Source organism: Bradyrhizobium sp. Arg816 (genome assembly GCF_029989365.1).
Lineage (GTDB): Bacteria > Pseudomonadota > Alphaproteobacteria > Rhizobiales > Xanthobacteraceae > Bradyrhizobium.
In genome coordinates, this window is sequence record NZ_JAPRAQ010000021.1 from 25,689 (window position 1) to 39,874 (window position 14,186).

Genomic DNA, 14,186 nt, shown 5'->3' on the forward strand with positions numbered 1-14,186 from the left:
CAAATGACTTTGCGACATCTGTGCTACCCGATCGTTATTGGAGCAACATTGGGGGGCTGCGCAGTTACTGCCTCGATCCAGCCCGCGCCGGCTAACCAAGAGATCCAGGTCGAGCAGAAGAGTAGCGTGCTGTTCCTGCAGAGCCTTCGTGGCCCCGAACGGCATCGGCTGCGAAGCTTTATTGCAGCGACCAGTCGCGGCCGGCGGGATGCCCTCCATGTGGGTGTCATCGGCCCACCCAGACTCATTGCACAGGTGGCCCACGAGGCTCGCGCCATGGGCGTTGCCACCTACAACATCCGCCTGTCCGCTTCTCGTGTGGATTTGCCGGCTCGTTCCGGGGTGAGGATCGAAGCGATCACTTTCGAAGCCCATCCTCCGGTCTGCCCCTCGCTCTCCATCGTCGGTCCCACAGTGAACGACAATTCGTTCAATCCAACCCTTGGCTGCTCAGTCCGGCATAACCTTGCGGTCATGGTCAATGAACCTGGCGACTTGTTAGGCAATAGCGCTGTCATGCCGACCAGTGGTGATCGTGCAGTGCTTCCCATCACCGCAGGTGGGGCCACGTCGGCGGGCAACAGGAGCAATTCGGAGGATCAAACCCATAACAGGGTTGCGCCAGAAACCCAATAAGCGGCTCGTAAGACCCGAGCAGCATGAACGTCGGTTAGCATCCTTGTCCATATCAGTCTTCGGAATCGGCCGACGAGCCTCCTGGATTTCAATCTTTGCTCGGTCCTTTCCTTGGGATCGTGCAGCTTGCAGATCAGGTTCTGGGACAGTTGGGTCGTTGACCAGAGATTTGAGCGCATCGCTGTTTTGCACGACGCTAAACTAGGCCAGCGGCAAAGACTGCCTTTGCAACCCTCTCGAAACAGTCCATCGGAACGGCCTTGCCCATCGCACCTTTTCGGATCAGCTGACGCGCCAACACATGATCCTCGACAATGCTCAGACGTTGGGCGCGCGCCTGTGCCAGTAACTGTGAAGCCGTTTCGCCCTCGCCGCGGCACACCAGTACCGGGACGCCGGTCTCGCCCCGAACGTAGCGCAGCCCGATCAATGTCGCTCGCCCCGTCAGTATCACTGTCGCCCGATGGATGCCGAGCGGAGACTCGTTCGCCGACTCCCGGCGGAGCCTGCGGTGTTCACCCTTGATCTGCGGACTACCATCCTGTTCCTTGGACTCGCGCTTGGCTTCGCTCTGCGTCATGCGCATGTCGCGCAAGAACAACCAACGTTGAATGAGCAGATCGGCCAAGCCGCCAATCAGAAGAGCGCCGGCAGCAATCGCGATCAGCACTTTGAGCTCTTTAAAGACAAAACCAAAGCAGCTCAAATCGCAAACGGGCAAGTATACCAGTGCCCTCCAACTTGCGAGCACAGTGAAAACGAACGTAGCGCCAAGAACCAAAACTTTGACGATAGACTTTCCAAGCTCGACAACCGACCGCTGGGAGACAATCCGCTTCAGCCCTTTGACGGGGTCCAATTTTTCGAAGCTGGGTTTAAGCGGCTCAACCGAAATCGTCAGCCCGCCGCCGGCCAAGACACCGGCCAGAATCGCCGCAACAACCGCCGCACCTAGGATGGGCGCCGCGGCTGTTATAGAAAGGTCCATCAATCCGACCAACGCCTGCCGGGCCGCACTGTTAAAGGGCTGTTCCTGCAGCTTGTCGGTGAGCCGCACGGCTTCGCGCCATCCGTCTTCGATCGGGCCCGCCCTGAAGCACAGGCAGCCGAAACCAGCGCAAAGGCTTGCCGCGGTCACAAAGTCGGCGCTGCGCGGGCTCTGCCCTTTCTTACGCGCGTCCCTCAGCTTCTTGTGACTTGGTGGAAGGTTTTTCTCTTCGCTCGTGTCGTTCATTTCAAGAACCTCTCGAGCCACTCCAGCACGCCGTTGAACCGAATGATCTCTGCTCCCATATATTCGATCAGGAAGACGGCGTAGCTGACCATAATGATGCCAAAGGCGGCATTCTTGATGGTCGGAGAGAGATCGTTCAGCTTGATTTGCGGCGCAAAGCGCCCGAGCAGCATGAGGGATACGTCGATCAGAAGCAGCAGAGCCAGTACGGGCCCGGCGACCACCAGGGTCGTATGCATGATATGGTCGAGAAGCCCGATAAACTCCATTGCCCCGTGGTGGGTCAGGGGCGGTAGCAGCTGATACACGGGCCAGATCAGATAACTTCCATAGAGGCATCTGACCATGGTCTGCAGACCTCCTGATACAACGAAGATCGTAACCGCGGCGGTCCCGAGAAAGAGCCCCATCGGGGCGGTTTGACTGCGTGTGGCAGGATCGTCCACCTGGCTGGAGATGCCGCGCTGGGTATCAATGATGTCACCAACGGCCTGGATGCTCCAAAGTGGTATACTAAGCAGAAAACCGAACAGCAGGCCGATAAATATCTCCTTCAAACCGAGGAGCGAGACCGCAACCATACGGGTGCCCGGATCTAGTGTCTGTAAGCCGTTCCTGATCTGCATCAAGCAAGGCAATCCAATCACAACCGTCGCGCTTGCGCGGATAATCCCGCTAATGTGCGGTCGCGTGAATACCGGAAGAACCAGCATAATGCCGAGGGCCCGGGCTGCGCCAAGTCCGGCCGCAACGACGAACTCGACAGCAGTCTGAATCAGAGTTTGCGTCTCGGTGGGTGACAAAGCATCCATTTGAGCTCAGCTCGTCGTTCCTTCAGCCAATGCAACCGTCGCACTCACGTCGCCATGATGTGAGACGTCAAGAACTCTGCAGATCTCGTGTCCCAGCGGTTGCAGAGCGACAGGCCACCAACAAGGCAGATGACTTCGGCTTCAACCATCCATATGACTACAGCCATCCGGCGCAGAGGTATGACCATTCGATGAGAGCACTGGCGAAATCGCGCCGCTGCGCGGCCTACAAGCCACGCTTCTTCCGCTCTCACCGGCCGCAGCACGGTTTGGAGATCTGAGGGCCTCAAAGCTTCCATCGATTTCGCAATCTATGGAGATCGGTCTCGAGCGGCACCTTCATTCGCAGGCTCATTCACCAGAACGCCAGAATCGTGGGGCCGCTTGCAATCAAAGCGGTTCGCCCGTTCACTGCGTCGACAACTCGCCAGGCAATGCATCGAGGACCAGGTCTCAGCAGGTAATTCCGTCACGTCGAAGCAAAACCTAAATCGAATGGATAGAACTTCCAAATGGGGTCATTCTTCCTCCGAATACGGCAGGCTCACGGAGCCGAACAGGACAGTTCGGATATCTATCCGTCGCATGCTAGCGAGGCGAGCTTTCGATAAGCTGACGAACTCGCCCTTTTCTGGTTCACAATCAAGGCCGACAAACGCGCGCTATAGCTAAACCTTGGACAGCCGTGCGTTCCGCGCCCTAATACCTCGCGGTGAGCGCGGGGAACTCAGTGAAGATATGCTGGGCTTGCTCGATCAGCGGCGCGCTCAGCACCGGAGCAAACAGAACGAGCACGGCGACGACGACGAGGAGCTTCACGGTAAGCGGCAAGGTTTGATCCTGGAGCTGGGTTGCTGCCTGCACGATGCCGATACCCAATCCGGCCACGAGGGCTGCCAGGAGCGGCGGTAGAACCCAGATCATGAACAGGACCAGTGATCGGCTCAGGTGGGTGAGGATGCTGGCCTCGTCCATGTCAACTCCCCGGAGATGCGTAGCTTAAGACCAATCCGTGCATGAGCCGTGACCAGCCGTCGATTGTGACGAACAGAAAAAGCTTGAAAGGAACGGATATCATTGTTGGTGACACCATTGACATGCCCATGGCCATCAGAATTGTCGTCACAATCAGGTCAATTGTGATGAACGGAAGATAGAGAAGGAAACCGATTTCAAACGCACGCTTAAGCTCCGAGATCAAAAAGGACGGCACGAGGATCGAAAAATCATCGGCTGTTGCGTTGCCGCGCATCTCCTCCGACCAGATATGTTCCGTCGACGACAGGAAGAACGTGCGCTGCTCCTCAGTGGTGAACTTCTTGAGATGGGCGCGCAGCGGCTCGCTGCCCTCCTTGGCAGCGGTCAACCAGTCGTCGGCGGTTTGGTAACGAAGTTGCATATCGGTCACGCGGTTGTATGTTTGCTCGAATACCGGGGCGTCTATGAACGCGGTAAGGATCAATGCAGCGCCATACAGTACGATGTTCGGTGGTATGGACTGAGTGCCAAGCGCGTTGCGGATCAGGAAGAGAACGACGGAAACCTTGATGAACGCCGTCGTTGTGACGACTGCAAACGTCAAGAGGCCAAGGCCGACGGTCGCCGCAACAAGCGCAAGGATGCTCGGTTGAATGTCAACCATTGACCGCCAACCTGCTACGTAACCGGATGCCCAACGCTTCACCGACACGTACGATGTCGCCGCGGCCGATCAATTGACCGTTGGCGACAATGTCGACCGGGCCGTCCAGCTGACGGCCGAGCTCGAACACGTGCCCCTCGTTGATGCTTCTCAACGTACCCAGCGCGATGGGCCAGCGGCCGCATTCGAACACAAGCGTGATCTCAACACTGTCGATGTCGGCTTCCGAGGGCGGGATTGATTGCTCCGCTTGGGATCGTATTGTCATATTTGCATACCTTAGAGGATGGGACTGCAGGCGGAATGGTCCCCGAAGGATAAGTCTGTCGCCCGCGACCTGCGCCGGCGCCCACAACTTGTCCGCAGCGAGGATGAGCTGGCCATAGGCAAATGGAATGACGTCGGGCAGCAGCGCGTCGCCGGGCTGTGCTTGACGAAGAAGCCTGACGGGCGCCCGTAGCGAGCCGATCTCTCTCGCAATCACGACCGGCAATTCCGAAGAAATCTTGCCTAAGTCCCGCGGTAATCGGCCGATCAACTCGCCTAACAGACGAAACGCAGACGGAACCAGACCGTCAAGTGGCGCGAACAAGAACAGGCGGGCCTTGACCGCCAGCGGCCCGAAAGTAACGTCGAGCTCCAAATAGGGGTCTTTGGCCGTCGCGTCTTCGATGCGGATCAGCTGCAAATTCCGCGCGAGCATGATCTCTAATCGAGCGAGCCAAGGTTCCAGAACAAGTTCGAGAAGCAGCGAGCGGGTTGGGTCGGAAGGCAAAGTAAGGCCATACTGGACCATTGAAATCAGCGCCTCGACGAGAAGGCGGGGCAAGGACAAGACAGCGGTCTCGCCTCCGGCGCAAAATACGCAATCAAGCATCGACATGGCATATGGCTCGGCCTGCCAAACAAGCCGGCTTATACGGATCGATAGCGGCTTATCGCCAAGGCGGCTCTGCAGAACCGTGCGTGGTGCGGCGATCTCGTTGAGCCACGAGACCACGCCATGCGACAACTTTACCGCTGGCTGAAATAGTGCGGGTTCACCCACGGCATTTACCGACAGGTTCCATGGGCGCAGCTCGCGACGTCATGAGAGAACGAGCCATCAGTTCGAGCCACCGACCGCTTGGCTGCGCGAACCACCCTTATATCGGAGCAAAACCTCGTCGTCGGCATCGATTTCGGCTGCACACTCCAAACGGACAGCGGTATTGCGCTGGACATCGCCCTCAATCTCCTCCCATTTCTGGCTCGCCGCCGAACGCTTGGCCCATATGGTCCGCGCCTCATTCACTGACCGCTGAGCCTGCTCATGCGCGACGCGCGCCTGCTCACGCGCCTGGCGTGCCGATTCGATCTGTGCTGCCAGTCGCCCAAGGACGAGTTGACAGCGACGATCGAGCTCGGTCACGGACATCGTCTTGAGCGACGCCAGCTCCTGATAAAGTTCAGCTTCGACCTTGGCGCGACGATTCTCCGCGCCTTCAAGATTCTCAGACGCTCGCTGCAGCGCTTCGACCGCAATTCGGCGCCTGGCTTCCATGTTCGACAATTCACGAAGCGCGCTTCGCTCTCTCATGTCTTTCACCAGCCGCAATTTCGACGCTTGCACGAGATTCAGGCCGTCAGACGCGACATCCATGAAACGGTCTCCTCAAAGCTAGACGGCTCGTCCTGTCCCTGGCGCAAGAATGCGCGCAGTTCCTCGATTGAATCGACTGCCCGATCAGTCAGTGCATCGCTGCCCGGCTTGTATTCACCGACCTTGATCAGGAACTCAGCCTCATTATAGCGCGAGAGCAGATCACGGAAGACGGATGCCGCCTTGCGATGTGGACCAGAGGCGACCGCATCCATGACACGACTTCGGCTCGACAGCACGTCGATGGCGGGAAAATGCTCTCGCGAGGCCAGCGCGCGCGAAAGAATGATATGACCATCGAGAATGCCGCGCGACTCTTCGGCGATCGGATCGCCCGTACCGTCACCTTCGACAAGCACGGTATAGAATGCCGTGATCGAGCCCCGCTCGCCCATACCGGCACGCTCCAACAGTCCAGGCAGCAGCGCAAAGACGGAGGGAGGAAAGCCGCGCCGGGTAGGAGGTTCTCCTGCGGCAAGGCCGATTTCGCGCATTGCACGGCTAAAGCGCGTCAGCGAATCCATCATCAGAACGACCTGCAGCCCTTGATCACGAAAATACTCGGCGAGTGCGGTCGCCATATGAGCGCATTGCGCCCGCTCCATTGCCGATCGATCGGATGTCTCAACGACAACGATCGTGCGAGCGAGGGCATCTCCAATATGACGTTCGATGAATTCACGCACCTCGCGTCCACGCTCTCCTATGAGCGCAACCACGGTGACATCTGCGGCCGCACCTTTTACAATTTGCGACATCAGCGTCGACTTACCGCAACCGGCATCTCCATAGATTCCGATCCGCTGACCTTCGCCACACGTCAGAAGTCCATCCAGCACGCGAACGCCGAGCGGAAACGGCTGCTCGATGCCACGCCGCCTCATCGGGTTGGGCGCCTTGCCGCGGAGCGGACACGTGTGGACCGTCTTTATCGGCCCCTTGCCATCGAGTGGGCGGCCGAAGCTATCGATCACGCGGCCGAGCAGGTCGGGCCCGACTGACACTTCATGCATGCGCCCGGTCGGGAGCACTTCCGCGCGGTGGGACAAGCCTACCATATCGCCAATGGGCGTCAGCAACACCCCGTCCGGCAGCAAACCAATGACTTCCGCCTCAAGTGACCATCCGGAAGCGTGATCCTGCAATAGGCAAAGTTCTCCAACACGGGCCCCTGGCAACACGGCATGGAGCAAGGTGCCGATCGCACGCGTGATCCGTCCCCGCACGGCACGCGTATCGACATCCTTTGCTGCGAACCTCAGAGATGCTATCGCCGCACGCACATCTCCTTCTCCGCCGGCTTGATCATGGCCTGATTGTTGCGTCGTCACGGATAGCTTTCCTGAGAAGATGGATTAAGGCCGAGACGCAATGTGCGGAGCTGCGCGGCAAGTCCTAAATCGACACTGCCGAACTCACTCCACAGAACGCACTGGTCCGGCCCCACGGCAGGGTCCGGATCAATTCTGACTTTCGGCCGACCATTCGTTCCATCGAACGCCAGGAATTCATGTCTTAGTGCATCAGCGTTCACAGGAGACACGTGAAGGCATACTTCTGCGCTGCCATATCTTTTCTCGACAGCGTGACGAACGGTCCTTACCAACATCTCACCCGGATCAAAGGAGCCCAACAAATCGGTCAATATCTCAATGACGAGGTGTGGTAACTCCTGTTGCAGAACGGCTTTTCGCCCCGCCACATCGGAAGCAGCTCGGGCAATCAGCTGTGCCATTTCGTCCGAGCCTGACCTTAGACCGTCGCAGTGCCCGCGCTCCCGCTCCTGCTGATAGGCCTTCCTTGCCCAACTGCGAACCTGCCGCAGGTATCGCTCGGCTAGCGCGCGCGTCTGTACCGCATCGTACCAGATGCCAAGTTCCGCGGCTGGTATGAGCGGACCGAGCGGCCGTATTCGCGGGCTATCTGGCAAGACTGTTTCATTGGCCGTCATGCCGCTGGCTCCTCCGTGGCCAAGTGGGCCACCACCAAAGACAGTAACTTACCCGCTGAGTTGTGGTGTTCGGCGGCTGGAGATTCGGCGGTGGTCCCCACAGGTAAGCGGAAAAGAACGCGCACACGGTTAAGCTCTGATGCGTCCTTGAGCCAAGCGCCAAGGCAGGCAAATCCCTCATGTTCAATCTGGCTCGCCAGCTTCTGCGGATCGTCAATCGATGTGGGTGCGACGGCGCTGGATAAGTGTCGGATTGCGAAAGCATGTGCTTCGGCACCAATATTTTCGATCAGAATCGCTACATCATGCCTTGACACAAGCTTCAGCACCGAACGGGCATGCCAGATACTGCCAGCGAGCAGCGCCGCCCGACGCGGATCATGCCCGAGCAGAACGTCCCTACCCCAGTCGGTTCCCTTCGCAACCAGCTCACTACCTGGCAGCAATTCGACGAGTCTTTGCTGCAGTCTCGGAGACTTCTGCAACTGCAGCACTGTCGCTGCCGACAGGAGCCCATCAAGATGGCCGGCAAACCGGCTGGGATGGATCAAAGCGGCAAGCTCGCGCAGGCGATCGGAATGCGGGTTGAGTGAATAACTTGGATTAGTGGATGCCATCGATACGAACCTGCTGCCACTATTTCGGATCGGAGGAGAGCTTTTTGCCGGCGGACTGGACCGCTGGCTTGCTGGCATCTCTGCCGAAACTTGTCACTTTGAGCCAGGATTGACGAAGCTGTCGCCCACGTGTGCTCAGCAGCACGTAAGATAGAATGCCCAACGCGGCGAGCCCACCTCCTGCACCGATCGCAATGGGGGTTGCAATGAACTTGGTTGGTTCGGTGGAAGCTGCCGTTTGCACAACGGAGACCTCATGATGAGCCCGCTCAACCGGCACGAACACGACCGCCACCTTGTCGTATGATAGACCTTCGATGCTGTTGGCGACGAGCATCTTGATCTGCGGCAGCAAGGCTGAGAGCTTCGCGTTGGAGGCGTATCGAATGAACACCGACGCCGAAGACGGGGTTGCATCTTGTCGCAAAAGATCATTCTTCGGCAGAACGACATGAACACGGGCGGAGAGAACCCCATCGATATCGCTGATCGTGCGCGACAATTCTTCACTGAGAGCATAGACGTAGCGGGCTCGCTCCTCAACCGGAGAGGCAACGAGGCCCGCCCCCTTGAACACCTCACCAAGGCTCTTGAAGGATTGGCGCGGCAAGCCCTGATCATTCAGCAGCTCGATTGAGTAGGCGAGTTGCTTTTCTTCCACCTGAATTGTGCTGGTCCCATCCTTACCGACAACACGAATGGCATCGACGCCCTTGCTCAGGAGCAGCCCAAGCATCTCGTTAGCTTCACGCTCTTGAACTTTGGTATACAGATCAGCTTTGCAACCGGCGAGGGTCAGCAAAAGCGGCAACAGGACGAGAGCATGAAGCCGCTTTCTTGCGCGACAGCCATTACCGATCTTGTCTTTCGTCAAGACAGCCAACGACCCACTCAGCCCGCCGATAGAAGCTTATTCAGAGATGAACTCACAGCACCTGTCCCCTTGGAGATGAGCGAAACCTGGATGACGCCGTTGTAAACATCCCGCAGATTCGTCAGCGCCGAGTCGAAATGATCCGCACCCTCCGGTTGGCCCACTGGATGCACCTCCACTTGCTGCACACGCAAGACCGGTTGCGCGGCCGGCCCAAGCTGCAGACTCTTGGTAGGATCAGGCTCGCCGACGAGCGCCGGCGAAACTGCCCCCGACGGAAATGGTCTGCCCTGGTGGATAGCAGAAATGCTCTGAAGGACGCGATCGCCTAGCAGGCTCTCCGGCGCTACTGCGCGATGCACTTCCGGCAGCGATGGAGCTGGCGCGTGCTCGGTCGCAGAAGCGGCGACACCTTGGTTCGAGGCCGCCTGCGCAAGACTCTCGCCAAACTGAGCGTGCGCCGGCGAACAGCCGTTGGAGGCACACTCGACGGAGTTGGCAGAGATCGACGTAACGCCAAACAACATGGAGGAAATCATTTCTGTCCCGTGGTGAGATGAGCCGTTCCGTTCACACGAATGGGCCGCACCTTTGGAGAAGCAAGCTGACCAAAAACTGACGAGCATCTGTCATCTAATGATCACGGTTAGCTTCCAATTTGGGACGAAGCATCGGCTTCCACATTTTGGGACGAATTCCGGTGCTTGTTCTCAAGTGTAAAAATAGCAGGAATGCTCATCCCATCCACAAGGCTGCACATCTTGACGAAAGTTCTCTATGCTGGTGTTTTCATTTGCTTTGGCGTCGTCGAGGCGCTCGGCGCTCCCCTGGCGCTGCCATCGACGCCTTATAGTTACACAGTTCTGGATCAGGACCTCGCGGCCGCACTGCAGGAATTCGGCAACAACCTAAATATCAGAGTCAATGTCAGCACCGGGGTGAAGGGGCGGATTCGCGGGCGAATGCCGGATCTCCCACCGCGAGAGTTCCTCGAACGGTTGATTAATCTCTACAATCTTCAGTGGTACTACGATGGGCTGGTGCTCTACGTATCCGATGCGCATGAGGCGCAAAGCCGCCTTTTGGTCTTGAGTCCAATCAGCTTTGATGCGTTCAAGGCGGCACTCGATGCGCTCAACATCTCCGACGAGCGTTACATCGTGAGACCCGTACCGGGAGATGGCCTCGTCTTCGCCTCTGGTCCACCCCGCTTTGTCGCGCTTGTGGAGCAAACAGTAAAAGGACTTGCGGCGGAGGCACAGGCACGGCGAAACCCGAGCAGTGCCGAAAAGCCGCCGCACGAGTCGGTTTTGATGCTGTTTCGGGGATCCTCCAGCGTGGTCATTCGCGAAGGACGACCGAATGACGCTCCTTCGCCGGAGGCGCCACATCAAGACGGCGCGGTCCACACACCCGATGTAGGTAAGAAATGACTTGATGACAACTGATGGCCTGGAAGAGATGCAATGCGTCTGCTTATGCCCTCTGTCAGTTTTTCGAAAGCTACTGCTGCCATTGTCAGAGCGCGGATGTGTAGATGGCCGATGCCGCAGGGTGGCGCAATAAACGTCCGAACCGGAGCCACGGATGCGAACCAGAATTCTAGCCAGCAGCATCGGTGAGCGTGCTTTGCCACTTTAGCGCCTCATGCGAGCTTTTGAACAACTCCACGAAGTCCGTCATGCAAATGAGCTTCGTCGTATAAGAATGAAACCCACTCCGTTGTCCAAAAGGAGGAACGGGATGGACTTCAACGCGCTAAGCCGGGCGGACAACAGCCCAGCGTCCCACTCGTCCTCATCGCTCGCCAGTCCAAGGGAGTTTGAGCGTGAACTAATGGCATTGCATGAAATACCTGAATACAGCCAGGACCTAATTTGGCAGGAACTCGGAGGCAGATCATCGGGTGTGAGCCATCATTGAGTGGCGACGAGCGGTCCAATTCTCAACAGCCGATCGCTCAACACCGCACGGACGCCTCCGATTTCAAGATCTTGAGCCTTGGCTCATGCGGGCCGGGTCACCTCACGCTGGACCGTCTCAAGCCGGGCCCCTGTTGACGCAGGGGTGCTCCGCCGGACATTGGAGATTTTGCCATGGCGAACGGTCGTCGCGCCAAGGACGACTGGGTCTTCACTGGCCAAACAGCTACGCCCGCTCAGATCGAAATGCTAAGAAGCGGCGATCTCATAGCTACCAGGGGTGTCCGGACAACAACGCTCACCATCCCGGGTGTGCCTCACACGGAAGAACGTTTTATTCGTCAAAACCGTCGCTGAACCCTTCCATTTGGCCTGTAGGTTCGGGCGAACACTCGCCAAGCGGCTAAGCACGATGACATGAAGAATGCCGAGTGCAGCTGAGCTTCGATCCGCGCGGCGCAATACGGTCCGCAGCATCTACGCAAGCGCCAACACTCTCGTTGGACACCGGCGCGAGGTCGCTCCGCGTGGGTCATTTCACCATAAGATGCTGCGGAGACCTGCGACGTTGTTTGACCAATCGGCGCACGTGATCATCCGCAGAGCGGCAGAATCGGCCTCGCTAATTCGACCTAGTTGGCCCCGAGGCAAGCGATCGAGCATAACAAGAAAGCCGATTCCGATATCGAGAACCCATCACCGCCTCTCACACCATCACTGCGCGTCTCGTTGTGAAACCTCTGAGCGCCGTCAGCTTTTGGAAAGCTAATCGAACCTACCATGTGGCGTGAATATCTAGACGGCGATGTGCCTATAGATTGTAGCGGAACTGAGCGCTGGGGCGCACTGAGCAATTGGAAGCAGGTGGTAGGAGCCATCGAAGCCTGTCGACATTTCTTGCTCGTTGTTCGTCGCGATTCTCCGGCTGCGCCACATGACCAGTGTGGTGCGATCTCAAATCAGAGGACGTATAATGTCAGTCAACAACCTATCGCTAACCGCCAGCTCGAGTATGTCCGGACTGGCCCCCGGGCCCTCATCGGCGCGGGATCTTTCAAACTTCGAGGCGATGCTGGCTAGTTTCTCGTTGAAAGACAATGCCGATGACCATTCCACTCCACAGAATCCGCCGGCTGCAGACTCAGCCAAGCGGCTGACGGAGGAACTCACGCAGGAGGTGCGGAGCATCCTCCCGCCGGAGATCGAGGCCGCACTTGACGCATGTCAGCAGGCCCCAGAGCCATCCTCCGCGGAGTCCTCCTCCGCTGCGAGCGCCCCAAAGATTGCAGAGGCACCCGTACAAAGCTCCAGGATCACGTGGAACAGCGGCACGCTGACTGATGCCGAGCTGGAGATTGTGTCGGTGCTGAACCGACACAAAGACAAATGCCCGCTGGATTGGAAATCCCTTGGAGATTTGGCCAACGATCCCTCCACTCCGCCGGATCTAAAGGCGGCGATCGAGGCGTTGCAACAGGACCCAGAGCTCTTCTATGCGATAGGCTCGCAAGGTGACGGCCGCTGCGGCGGGAAGATCAAAGCAGGTGATCTCTCCGGCTTCTCCGATCACCACCCTCAGGTTGCTGCTTTCCAGGAGCAGCGGGCAGAGAGCTATACGCAAAACTACATCCCTTCCGACGGCACCCGGAATGGCGAGCCATCGGTTATGACCCAGACCGATGCATTGCGCGAGCTCTATCGCTATGCCGACAATCTGCCTAAGAACCTGAGCCTTGCGGATTTCAAGCGGATCGTCGACGGCGAAGCTAAAACCGGCAAATGCCCGCCACAGGTCCTCGCGGCCGCTCAATACTTCCTCGACCATCCGGATGAATGGAAGCAGTTGTACGGTGGCTCGATAGACAAGGTCCACAAAGAGGACTTCCTGCAGGTTGCTTCATCATCGATCAATCTCACGCAAGCCGAGCTCGATACGCTCAATACGATCAGCAAGAACCAAAACGCTTTCTTCGGGAAGGGTGACCTGACCCGGGAAAAGCTGGCGAGCATGGTCGATGATAAGACCCTCGCGCCCGAGGTGCGAAATGCGGCCTCCCAGCTGCTCTGCGATCCTGTGTTGTTCGGGTTGATGAACAACGCGATTACGGGCTACAAAACCCACCACAAGTTCTTCGACTTCGGCGGCGGCCATACGGTCGATTCCGGCAACATCAGCAACAGCGACTTCGACCATTTCTTCAACAACATGTCGGGTGCGAACCGCACCGTTCACCAAGTGAAGACGCATGCCGTCCGAACGCCTGCCGAGCAGGACGCGGTCGCGGACATGACGACGGGCATGGCAGACCAGCCCGACATCAAGTCTCCCAAAAAGAACGGTGGCGCCTTCATGCACGCACTTAACGACGTGCTCAAAGTTGGCTCTAAGGTATTCGATTGGGCCGCAACAGCAGTCGGTGTACTTGGCTTCATTCCAGGCTTGGGTGAATTGGCCGATCTGGCGTCAATGGTGCTCGAAGCCGAGGCGCAAGCTGCAAATCTTCTTCATACTGCCGTCAGTGGCGGCAACATAAAGCAAGCGCTGGAAGAAGCCGGGCTGAACCTTGCGGCACAGGCGGTGGGCTGCATCGCCGGACCTGAGGTCAAATTGGCAATGCGAGAGGGCTTGGTGAAGCAGGCAATTCAAGAAGCCGCGACGGCCGGCATCAACCTGCCGGTTTCGGTGGCCCAGTCCTGCGCGGAGGATTATCTGAATAACCTAAAGGCTCGCATCGAATCCGAGCGCTTGCAAGCTGCAGGCGCTAACGCCTAGGCGGAGGGACGCCATCTTCTCAGGATCACGCTGGAAATGCTAATCGAGCTTGCGCGGCCTCCGCGCGGTTGGGCCTCTCTGCC

At 58.0% G+C, this 14,186-nt stretch carries 14 protein-coding genes; 3 read left to right on the plus strand and 11 right to left on the minus strand.

Annotated features, from left to right (window positions below; all coding sequences use genetic code 11):
• Window positions 1-3: 3 nt before the first annotated feature.
• Window positions 4-636: a CpaD family pilus assembly lipoprotein gene (locus tag OWC48_RS34695; protein ID WP_282524021.1), complete on the plus strand. Its 633-nt coding sequence runs from the start codon at window positions 4-6 to the stop codon at window positions 634-636.
• A gap of 196 nt (window positions 637-832) precedes the next feature.
• Here the strand turns inward: OWC48_RS34695 and OWC48_RS34700 are convergent, their stop codons facing one another.
• The 11 genes from OWC48_RS34700 to OWC48_RS34750 all read right to left on the minus strand — a co-directional run bounded on the left by OWC48_RS34700 (window position 833) and on the right by OWC48_RS34750 (window position 9,947).
• Window positions 833-1,870: an EscU/YscU/HrcU family type III secretion system export apparatus switch protein gene (locus OWC48_RS34700; RefSeq protein WP_282524022.1), complete on the minus strand. Its 1,038-nt coding sequence runs from the start codon at window positions 1,868-1,870 to the stop codon at window positions 833-835.
• Window positions 1,867-2,682 carry a type III secretion system export apparatus subunit SctT gene (sctT, locus tag OWC48_RS34705; protein WP_282524023.1) on the minus strand — a complete coding sequence of 272 codons (816 nt, stop codon included), beginning with the start codon at window positions 2,680-2,682 and terminating at the stop codon, window positions 1,867-1,869. Before sctT ends, OWC48_RS34700 begins: the two co-directional genes overlap by 4 nt.
• 699 nt (window positions 2,683-3,381) lie before the next feature.
• A complete protein-coding gene (locus tag OWC48_RS34710; protein ID WP_025038819.1) occupies window positions 3,382-3,657 on the minus strand; it encodes an EscS/YscS/HrcS family type III secretion system export apparatus protein in 276 nt (91 codons plus the stop codon).
• A gap of 1 nt (window position 3,658) precedes the next feature.
• Window positions 3,659-4,324 carry a type III secretion system export apparatus subunit SctR gene (gene sctR / locus OWC48_RS34715; protein WP_282524024.1) on the minus strand — a complete coding sequence of 222 codons (666 nt, stop codon included), beginning with the start codon at window positions 4,322-4,324 and terminating at the stop codon, window positions 3,659-3,661.
• A complete protein-coding gene (sctQ, locus tag OWC48_RS34720) occupies window positions 4,317-5,372 on the minus strand; it encodes a type III secretion system cytoplasmic ring protein SctQ (protein WP_282524025.1) in 1,056 nt (351 codons plus the stop codon). The genes sctR and sctQ overlap by 8 nt, the downstream gene beginning before the upstream one ends.
• Window positions 5,373-5,429: 57 nt before the next feature.
• Complete coding sequence (locus OWC48_RS34725) at window positions 5,430-5,966, minus strand: hypothetical protein (RefSeq protein ID WP_282524026.1); 537 nt, start codon at window positions 5,964-5,966, stop codon at window positions 5,430-5,432.
• Window positions 5,942-7,297: a type III secretion system ATPase SctN gene (gene sctN, locus OWC48_RS34730; protein ID WP_282524027.1), complete on the minus strand. Its 1,356-nt coding sequence runs from the start codon at window positions 7,295-7,297 to the stop codon at window positions 5,942-5,944. The genes OWC48_RS34725 and sctN overlap by 25 nt, the downstream gene beginning before the upstream one ends.
• Window positions 7,294-7,917, minus strand: a complete 624-nt coding sequence (gene sctL / locus OWC48_RS34735) for a type III secretion system stator protein SctL (protein ID WP_282524028.1) — start codon at window positions 7,915-7,917, stop codon at window positions 7,294-7,296. The genes sctN and sctL overlap by 4 nt, the downstream gene beginning before the upstream one ends.
• A complete protein-coding gene (locus OWC48_RS34740; RefSeq protein ID WP_282524029.1) occupies window positions 7,914-8,534 on the minus strand; it encodes a nodulation protein NolU in 621 nt (206 codons plus the stop codon). Before OWC48_RS34740 ends, sctL begins: the two co-directional genes overlap by 4 nt.
• Before the next feature lie 19 nt (window positions 8,535-8,553).
• Entirely contained in the window at window positions 8,554-9,408 is an 855-nt protein-coding gene (gene sctJ / locus OWC48_RS34745; RefSeq protein ID WP_282524030.1) for a type III secretion system inner membrane ring lipoprotein SctJ, read from the minus strand.
• Window positions 9,409-9,425: 17 nt separating this feature from the next.
• Window positions 9,426-9,947: a nodulation protein NolB gene (locus tag OWC48_RS34750; protein ID WP_282524031.1), complete on the minus strand. Its 522-nt coding sequence runs from the start codon at window positions 9,945-9,947 to the stop codon at window positions 9,426-9,428.
• Window positions 9,948-10,139: 192 nt separating this feature from the next.
• On the opposite strand from OWC48_RS34750, the gene OWC48_RS34755 reads away from it, so the two are divergent.
• Both OWC48_RS34755 and OWC48_RS34760 read left to right on the plus strand, forming a co-directional pair.
• Window positions 10,140-10,841 (plus strand): secretin N-terminal domain-containing protein, encoded by a 702-nt coding sequence (locus OWC48_RS34755; protein ID WP_282524032.1) that lies wholly within the window; start codon window positions 10,140-10,142, stop codon window positions 10,839-10,841.
• A gap of 1,462 nt (window positions 10,842-12,303) precedes the next feature.
• Window positions 12,304-14,103, plus strand: coding sequence for an HrpF/NolX family T3SS translocon protein (locus tag OWC48_RS34760; protein ID WP_404979855.1), 1,800 nt, complete (start codon window positions 12,304-12,306; stop codon window positions 14,101-14,103).
• Window positions 14,104-14,186 lie beyond the last annotated feature (83 nt).

Bases quoted from the DNA above. Each gene is read 5' to 3' on its own strand.
- OWC48_RS34695 (WP_282524021.1), top strand. From the start codon at position 4: ATGACTTTGCGACATCTGTGCTACCCGATCGTTATTGGAGCAACATTG.
- OWC48_RS34700 (WP_282524022.1), bottom strand. From the start codon at position 1,870: ATGAACGACACGAGCGAAGAGAAAAACCTTCCACCAAGTCACAAGAAG.
- sctT (WP_282524023.1), bottom strand. From the start codon at position 2,682: ATGGATGCTTTGTCACCCACCGAGACGCAAACTCTGATTCAGACTGCT.
- OWC48_RS34710 (WP_025038819.1), bottom strand. From the start codon at position 3,657: ATGGACGAGGCCAGCATCCTCACCCACCTGAGCCGATCACTGGTCCTG.
- sctR (WP_282524024.1), bottom strand. From the start codon at position 4,324: ATGGTTGACATTCAACCGAGCATCCTTGCGCTTGTTGCGGCGACCGTC.
- OWC48_RS34725 (WP_282524026.1), bottom strand. From the start codon at position 5,966: ATGGATGTCGCGTCTGACGGCCTGAATCTCGTGCAAGCGTCGAAATTG.
- sctL (WP_282524028.1), bottom strand. From the start codon at position 7,917: ATGACGGCCAATGAAACAGTCTTGCCAGATAGCCCGCGAATACGGCCG.
- OWC48_RS34740 (WP_282524029.1), bottom strand. From the start codon at position 8,534: ATGGCATCCACTAATCCAAGTTATTCACTCAACCCGCATTCCGATCGC.
- OWC48_RS34750 (WP_282524031.1), bottom strand. From the start codon at position 9,947: ATGATTTCCTCCATGTTGTTTGGCGTTACGTCGATCTCTGCCAACTCC.
- OWC48_RS34755 (WP_282524032.1), top strand. From the start codon at position 10,140: ATGCTCATCCCATCCACAAGGCTGCACATCTTGACGAAAGTTCTCTAT.
- OWC48_RS34760 (WP_404979855.1), top strand. From the start codon at position 12,304: ATGTCAGTCAACAACCTATCGCTAACCGCCAGCTCGAGTATGTCCGGA.